The following is a 7883-nucleotide window of genomic DNA, read 5'->3' on the forward strand; positions in this document are numbered from 1 at the left end:
AATTTTTCCCATTCATCGATCCAACACACACCACTTCGAAACGCATCTTCCCATGAACCAATCTTTGATTCACGAACTCGGATTGCGACAATCGCAAATGATGACTCGCCGGTCGCTGTTCGGCGGCTCCGCGGCGGGTCTCGGTGCGATGGCACTCGGAAATCTGTTGGCGTCCGAAGCCAATCCTCAGGCGGCCTCTTCTGGCGGCCAGATTCAATCGAATCTCACCTCCGGGTTGCCTCACTTTGCGCCCAAAGCCAAACGGGTCATCTACCTGTTCCAGTCTGGCGGCCCAAGCCACATTGATTTGTTCGATCACAAAGAGGAACTGGAACAACTGCACGGCACTGATTTGCCGGATTCCATTCGAGGTGGCCAACGACTGACCGGAATGACATCCCGACAGAGCCGTTTCCCAGTCGTCAAACCTTTGTGGGGTGGCAAACGATGCGGCGAGCGTGGGACGTGGGTGGGCAATTTGCTGCCTCATCTGCAAGACATCACCGATGACATCTCGATTGTTCGTTCCATATGGACCGAAGCGATCAACCATGACCCCGCCGTGACCTACATCAACACGGGTTCACAGCAAATGGGGCACGCGTCGATGGGAGCGTGGCTGAGTTATGGGCTGGGATCGGAAAACGAAGACTTCCCTGCGTACATGGTGTTGCTCAGCCAGGGCAGCGGAAAGAACCCCGGCCAACCCCTGTTTTCGAGATTGTGGGGCAGTGGGTACCTGCCCTCCAGCCATCAAGGTGTGATGCTTCGACCGGGTGCGAACCCGGTGCTGTATCTCAAGAACCCCGACGGCGTCTCGCGAGACTCACGTCGGGAACTCTTGAACACGCTCGGACGAATCAACCAACTGCACTCCGAAACCACGGGAGATCCCGAAACGCTGGCACGCATGGAGGCCTATGAAATGGCCTACCGCATGCAGACGTCGGTGCCCGAGCTGACCGACGTTTCGGACGAACCTGAATCCACGTTCGAACTGTATGGGGAAGACGCCAGACGTCCAGGTTCTTACGCCGCGAACTGCTTGCTCGCACGACGCATGGCGGAACGTGGGGTGCGTTTCATTCAACTGTTCCATCGCGGTTGGGATCAACACATCTCGATTCGCAACCAATTGCCGCGGCAATGCAAGGATGTCGATCAAGCCTCCGCGGCGTTGGTCCAGGACCTCAAACGTTTGGGAATGCTCGACGACACCCTGGTGATTTGGGGCGGCGAGTTTGGCCGCACGGTCTACAGCCAGGGCCAACTCGAGAACCCCAGTTCAGGACGCGACCATCACGGTCGCTGCTTCACGACTTGGATGGCCGGCGGCGGCGTGAAAGCTGGTTTCGACTACGGCACGACGGATGAGTTTTCGTACAACATCGTCGAGAACCCGGTCCACATCCGCGATCTCAATGCGACCGTGTTGAACTTGTTGGGAATCGACCACGAACGGTTCACATTCAAATTCCGAGGCCTCAGCCAACGACTCACCGGCGTCGAAGAAGCCCACGTCATTCGAGATCTCATTGCCTGAGATCGCCAGCCAAATGCTCCGGAGTTGCCTGTTCGAGCTGTTCTGATTGGGGCACCTCAACAGACGCCGCAAGCAGCACCAACAACCACAACAACGTCGACGCAAAGGGGAAGGTTTCAAACGCGGTGTCTTCGAACAACCCTGAAACACAAATGTAAGCTGCGATCCCGCGAAACAAGGGATCGACCACCATGAACGCGTGGTACACCGTCCACCCGACCAGCACCGCGACACAGATGCCCGAAAAAATGCCGGCCGAAAAAATCGCGTGCAGCAACAAGTTGTGCGTGTGATGCGAAAAGTCCTCCAGCAACAACGGCGCGCTATTCAGTCCCCATCCGGTCAGTGGTCGTTGTGCAATGTAGCGAATTGCTTCCGTCCAAATCTCGGTTCGTCCCGTTGCCGACGTGAGTTCGTCGACGTCGCCGGTCTTGGTGCCAACGGCGACCACTCGGCTGCCCACGTCGGAACCTTCCGACAACAAACCAATTGCCAGCATCGCCAAACAGATCCCCATCACGCCGCATAGACCGAGTGCCAACCCACGACGGTTGGCCAGCCGATCGATCATCACGGCCAAGACAGCTGCCGCACACGAAACGGCCGCCGTGCGACTCATCGATTCAAACATCGTCGCGACGGAGATCGCGAAAACGAATCCCGTCATCGCGATCATGACGGGTGTGAGCGGACGGTTTCTCGTTCGCCAAAGTCCCAGACAAACCAAGATCGCCAACGCGCCGATGCGACCGAGTGAGTTGGGATGCGCCGTGCTGCCCATGCGTTCGATGATCAGAGACTGGCCGAGTTCTTCTTGGTAGACCGCCGTCTCACCGCCACCAAGGTACAGACACCACGCGACGATCAGATGCAGCACCAATCCAACCAGCACGCATTGAAGCGACTGACGCAGAGATAAAAACTGCAACGTCACAGCGATGAACACGATGTAAAGACAGCTGATCATCGCGGCAGCGCGTGACACCGTGGCAGCGGGGCCAAAGGCTGCGGCACTGGTCACCAAAAAGATGCCGCCCAGAGCCACCAGAATCCAACCTGGAAATTTCGCGAGACGCTGACGCACCGGCGGGCACAACATCCAACCCAACACAGCGACCAAACCAACCGCCCCGGACAGGAGCAGCTTCATCGCCACCTCCATCGTCAAACCAGCGCCCGCCGATCCAGCTGGAGTCGAGTCGGATTGATCCAGCGGATTGAGTGCCACGGCAAGGATCAACAGCAGCGGACACACCAGCGCAAACAGTCCTTCCAAAACACCGCGTTGTGAATCCGGTGATGGCGTTGGCTGTTCCACGTGTTCGTCGAAGTCTTGGTCGAGGGATGCTTCCAAGGACGACGTTCCTGCCAGAAGGGACATGAACGTACTCTAGTTCACCGGTCCGCGATTGCCATGATCGGACGATCGCCACCGCGCAGGCTGTCGTTCTCAGGAACTCACGTCTCGGCAATCTCGTGGGGCGCAGTGATCACGCGTGACTTTTTTCCCTACAATCCAGCCATGACCACCCCATCCTCCGAACCGAATGAATCGCAGTGTGCGGTCTATCTGAAGGCACTCGGCGACCCTTTGCGACTGCAAATCGTGCGAGCACTGCAGACCGGCCCGCTGAGCGTTTCCGACCTGTCGATCTTGGTTGAACAAGAAATTGGTACCGTCTCGCACCATTTACGAGTCCTCTTTCACGCCGATTTGGTGCAGACGCAGCGGGAAGGCAAGTTCATCTATTACTCACTGAAGGACGGTCTGCTCGCCGGTCGAGGAAAGGCAAAGCAATCCGCGCTGAACCTCGGATGCTGCCAACTCGACATGGGTCCAATGAACCCCTCGTGAATCGAGCAACGGCCCACCTTCCCAGCACCGGCTGGCGGATGATTGACTGACGTTCTAACGTTCGTCAGAATGTTTGATTCACGAGTTCGCCATCGATTGGTGCGCCCGGTCAGTTCCCACCATCAAGCAATGAGACTCACTGATGCCCCAGCCCATCGAATTCATCATGATCGGCGGTTTCCTGGGAGCTGGCAAAACCACGCTCATCGCAAGATTGGCAAAGCGTCTGCAATCTGAAGGCAAACATGTTTGCATCGTGACCAACGATCAAGCCGCCGGTTTGGTCGACACACAATTGCTGAAGAGCCAAGGGTTGGAAGTCAACGAAGTCGCAGGGTCTTGCTTCTGCTGCAACTTCGATGGTTTGACCGACGCGATGGAAGAGTTTGAAAGTCGACAACGCCCCGACGTCATTCTCGCCGAGCCAGTCGGAAGCTGCACTGACCTGATCGCGACCATCGCGGCACCGATGATGGAACGTCTCGGTGAAAAGTTCGTGCATCGTCCGTATGCCGTGGTTCTGAAACCCAATCACGGCAAGAAGATCTTGTCTGGCGCGGGAGGTGGATTTTCTGAGAAAGCCGAATACATCTTCCGCAAGCAACTCGAAGAGTCCGAAATCATCTTGCTCAATCGCATTGATGAATTGTCCGAGGAAGACGTGCAGGCGCTCAAAGAAAAACTGAACGAGCAGTACCCGGGGCGCAAAGTCATCCCACTGTCCGCCAAGACCGGCGAGAACCTGGATGTTCTGTACGACGCCTTCCAAGGCAAAGCGGCGCCTCGTGAAACGATGATGGAAGTGGATTACGACGTCTACGCTGACGGCGAAGCAGAGCTCGGTTGGCTCAACGCGACGGTCAACTTTCAGAGCGAAGACTCGTTTGCACTGGATGACCTCAGCGTGGGTCTGATTGAGGATTTGCGACAACGTCTTTTGACCTTGGGCGCGGAACCCGGCCACTTGAAAGTGCTCTGCAGCAGCAACCGAGCCGACGACGAACCAGTCAGTGTTGCCAACTTGATCGACAGTGACTCCCAAACCGTGTTGTCGATCGCCTCGGGAGTGAACGCAACCAATGCGAAAGCGATCATTAACGCGCGCGTGCGACTGGCACCCGAAGCGTTGACAAAAGAAGTGCAGGAAGTCGTTCAGTCGGTGGCCTCTCGATTGAACGCCCAAACGGAGACGATTCAACTGGACAGCTTCCGGCCTGGCCGCCCTGAACCGACTCACCGCATTCGCTGACACCGCCGTTTGAACCAGTCGCGAAAATCGAACTCGCGAATCATGCGTTGGGGTTCTGGTCTTGATGCTGTTCGATCACTCGGCGTGCGATGGCCAAGGAAGCGGTCGCTGCAGGACTGGGAGCGTTCAAGACATGAGTGACGTTGGGCGTCGATCGAAACAAAAAGTCATCGACCAACTCACCGTTCGCTCGCACGGCTTGGGCCCGCACACCGGCGCGGGCTGGCACCAAGTCCGAGGCTCGCAGTTCAGGAATGAGTTTTTGGAGCGCGGTCACGAAAGCGGATTTTCGGAGCGAGCGATTCATTTCGCCGAGTCCCTTCCGCCAATGCTTCTGAATCAACTGGCGAAAGCCGCTGTATCCCAATGTCCGTTGCAGGTATCGAACATCGATGTCACGCCAACGGTAGCCTTCGCGAGCCAGAGCCAAGACGGCATTGGGACCGCACTCGACACTTCCATCCACCATCCGTGTGAAATGCACGCCCAAGAAGGGAAACGCGGGATCTGGAACCGGGTAAATCAGGTTCCGGCACAACCCTCTTCGTTCGGGCCGCAATTCGTAGTATTCACCACGAAAGGGGATGATTCGAACCTCGTCGGTTGCAGCGGCAGCAGGGTCTCCAGTCGATTGCGACGCAGGGTCTGCTTCTGAAAGGAGCGTGTCGCTGTGAAGGCCAGCGCAGACGATCGCGGAACGAGCGTGGACGACGAGCTCTTGGTTTGGGTTTTCTCTTTCCACACTGATCAGGCGAACCCCGCCTTCCTCCGCCGCGATCCGTCGCACCTGAGAACCCAACCGAACGTCACCTCCCAATTCTTCGATGCAATGTTGATAAGCGTTGCATACCGTTCGGTAGTCCACGATGCCGGTCTCGGGCACGGCAATCGCGTCGACTCCCGCCACGGCAGGTTCGAGATGCCGCAGTTCGGTCGTTGAGATCCGTCGAAAATCCACTCCGTTGAGCGTCGCTCGTTGAATGATTGTTTCCAACGAGTCCAACTCGGTGGGATTCGTTGCCACAACGACTTTCCCGCATTTTTCCCAACGAATCCCTTGCTTTTCGCAAAACGCTTCGAGTTTGGTTTTGCCTTCCCGACACAACAACGCTTTCTCACTCCCGGGCCGATAGTAGATGCCTGAATGGATCACGCCGGAATTGTGTCCGCTCTGGTGGCGACCGACCTGAGACTCGGTTTCCAGCACCGTGACCCCCTTCCCCGGATGGGTCTCCAACCAGGTCATCGCAGTGGCAAGCCCAACGATTCCGCCTCCAATGACGGCTAAGTCACAGTTCTGATTGGATGTTTGTTTCATAAAAAATCTCTGACCGTTTCGCTCCTTGGTTCAGTTTGAAACCTAGAGTTTCCTTATCGAGTGAAGCCACCACGCACGGGCATGCATTGAAAAAGGACTCACTCGATCGTACTCCACGCAGGAGCAACCAACGAACTGGGCAAAAATGAGTACCGCATCCCCCAACATCAATTTGAGCAAGAACACAATTCTTGTTTCGGTGGACGATCTTCAGGTCGGCGAGATTTGTCGTTCGCCAATCGATGACGAGATCGGTCGCTTGCTGCTTGGTGCGGGTACACGAATCACAACCGAAGTGATCGATGGTCTGCGGGAACGCGGCATCAAAGATTTGACGGTCAATGCGGACGAAGCCGACACGTTGAGCGGTCGGTCCAAGGGTGCAGCGGTCAAACCGAAGCCGAAAATCGGCCGAGACACGGGGCACAATCCTGGACAAGATCCCGCCAAGTGGATCAAAGGTGTGCCCCTGAAAGATGCATTGGTCGATCGCCACCACGAACCCATCAATCAGACCCGTCGCCGGACGTTGCAAGGCCACGTCCAACAGGCACGCAGCAAATTTGAAGAAATTCGATTGGCTCTTTCCGAGCGAAAGATGCAAACGGTCGAAGCGTTGTCCGATCTCTCCGGCGCGTTCGCGTCTGCCATGGTGGACGACCATGATCAAACCGTCGGCGAGGTGGTTGCCTGCAACACAGAAATGTCATTGACCGATCGCAGCGTGAAGCTGGGTGTCTTGGCCATGGCCATTGGAACCGAACTCGACCTGGATGGTCCCTCGGTTTTAGAAATCGGCATGGCCGGTCTGTTGCATGACATTGGTTTGTACTCGATGAACCCCGAGTTCAGCGTTCCGGGAAGGGGTCCCTTTTCGCAACAAGAAACATGGGAATACCGCAAACACCCGGTGGTCTCCGCCAACAGTCTTCGCGAAGTATCCGACATTCCCCACGCGGTATTGCTGGCGATCGAACAGGTCCACGAACAATACGACGGCTCGGGTTACCCGTTTGGTTTAGAAGGCAAACGAATTCACATCTACGCGCGAATTCTCAACGTCTGCGACACTTACCTTCGGTTGGTCCTCGGAACCGCGTACCGCAAAGCTCTGGTCCCGCACGATGCGTTGGGATTCATTTTGCATCAGGCTCGGTACGGTCTGTTCGACGCCCAGGTCATTCATGCCCTGTTGCGGACCAAATCGTTGTTCCCCTTGGGTAGTCGTGTCGAATTGGCCAACGGAAAGTGGGCGGACGTGATTCGTCGACCCATCGAAGGCTACGCCTGTCCTGTCTTACAACTTTCCGATGGTGAACTGTTTGACCTCGTGGAAAATCCACACGAGGTGGTTCAGCCCCACTGCGACCCGCAACGCAATCAAGGTCGGTTGTCGATCGAAGCGATGCAAAAGATTCGCTGGAACCCGGCTGACGAATTGTTCTTTGAAGAAGCGTGATCTGCCCGGGAATGTATGAAGCAGGTTGGCAGGAATGATGGGCACAACCATGTGAGCCGGTTGGGCTTCAGCCTGGACTGCTAAATCTTTGGGATTGACACTCCAACAGCGGATACAAGTTTTCTTCCGGCTTCTGCCTTTCTTCATCCCGGTAGGGATTTCAGATGGTAGCCGGGGGTCGCTGCGTAGCAGCACACCCCCGGAAAGCGAGCCTCCCCAAAATACTCTCCATCCCGCCGTGGCCAATGGCCACGGCGGGATGGAGAGTGGCGGCGTGGGGTTTGCATGTCCATCGGTGGCGCTATCGCTTACCGACGGCTACCATCTTGCATCCCTACCGGGATGAAAACTTGCGCAAGCGACAATACTCTCCAAGCCCAAACGTTCAGCAGTCCAGCTTCAGCCCCGGTTGTGCGCGGGAACCGTGGCTAACGGTGGGCTGTTCAACCTTTGGGGTTG

Annotated in this window: 6 protein-coding genes; 4 read left to right on the forward strand and 2 right to left on the reverse strand. The window is 56.5% G+C overall.

All coding sequences use genetic code 11. From position 1 onward, the window contains the following. Positions 1-52 precede the first annotated feature (52 nt). Positions 53-1543: a DUF1501 domain-containing protein gene (locus RISK_RS13075; RefSeq protein WP_047814735.1), complete on the forward strand. Its 1491-nt coding sequence runs from the start codon at positions 53-55 to the stop codon at positions 1541-1543. Here RISK_RS13075 and RISK_RS13080 read toward each other — a convergent pair. Beyond that, complete coding sequence (locus RISK_RS13080) at positions 1533-2924, reverse strand: O-antigen ligase family protein (RefSeq protein ID WP_236696262.1); 1392 nt, start codon at positions 2922-2924, stop codon at positions 1533-1535. The two genes, RISK_RS13075 and RISK_RS13080, sit on opposite strands and share 11 nt — an antisense overlap. Before the next feature lie 141 nt (positions 2925-3065). Here RISK_RS13080 and RISK_RS13085 point away from each other — a divergent pair, with 141 nt between their 5' ends. Beyond that, entirely contained in the window at positions 3066-3398 is a 333-nt protein-coding gene (locus RISK_RS13085; protein WP_047814772.1) for an ArsR/SmtB family transcription factor, read from the forward strand. Positions 3399-3540: 142 nt separating this feature from the next. Beyond that, positions 3541-4647 (forward strand): GTP-binding protein, encoded by a 1107-nt coding sequence (locus RISK_RS13090; protein ID WP_173442658.1) that lies wholly within the window; start codon positions 3541-3543, stop codon positions 4645-4647. Between the two features lie 40 nt (positions 4648-4687). On the opposite strand, the gene lhgO is transcribed toward RISK_RS13090, so the two are convergent. Further along, positions 4688-5965, reverse strand: coding sequence for an L-2-hydroxyglutarate oxidase (gene lhgO / locus RISK_RS13095; protein WP_047814736.1), 1278 nt, complete (start codon positions 5963-5965; stop codon positions 4688-4690). Positions 5966-6110: 145 nt separating this feature from the next. Here lhgO and RISK_RS13100 point away from each other — a divergent pair, with 145 nt between their 5' ends. Continuing rightward, positions 6111-7424, forward strand: coding sequence for an HD-GYP domain-containing protein (locus tag RISK_RS13100; protein WP_047814737.1), 1314 nt, complete (start codon positions 6111-6113; stop codon positions 7422-7424). Positions 7425-7883: the final 459 nt, after the last annotated feature.

Origin of the sequence: Rhodopirellula islandica, from assembly GCF_001027925.1 — a bacterium.
In the GTDB taxonomy this organism is placed as follows: domain Bacteria; phylum Planctomycetota; class Planctomycetia; order Pirellulales; family Pirellulaceae; genus Rhodopirellula; species Rhodopirellula islandica.

Bases quoted from the DNA above. Each gene is read 5' to 3' on its own strand.
- RISK_RS13075 (WP_047814735.1), top strand. From the start codon at position 53: ATGAACCAATCTTTGATTCACGAACTCGGATTGCGACAATCGCAAATG.
- RISK_RS13080 (WP_236696262.1), bottom strand. From the start codon at position 2,924: ATGTCCCTTCTGGCAGGAACGTCGTCCTTGGAAGCATCCCTCGACCAA.
- RISK_RS13085 (WP_047814772.1), top strand. From the start codon at position 3,066: ATGACCACCCCATCCTCCGAACCGAATGAATCGCAGTGTGCGGTCTAT.
- RISK_RS13090 (WP_173442658.1), top strand. From the start codon at position 3,541: ATGCCCCAGCCCATCGAATTCATCATGATCGGCGGTTTCCTGGGAGCT.
- lhgO (WP_047814736.1), bottom strand. From the start codon at position 5,965: ATGAAACAAACATCCAATCAGAACTGTGACTTAGCCGTCATTGGAGGC.
- RISK_RS13100 (WP_047814737.1), top strand. From the start codon at position 6,111: ATGAGTACCGCATCCCCCAACATCAATTTGAGCAAGAACACAATTCTT.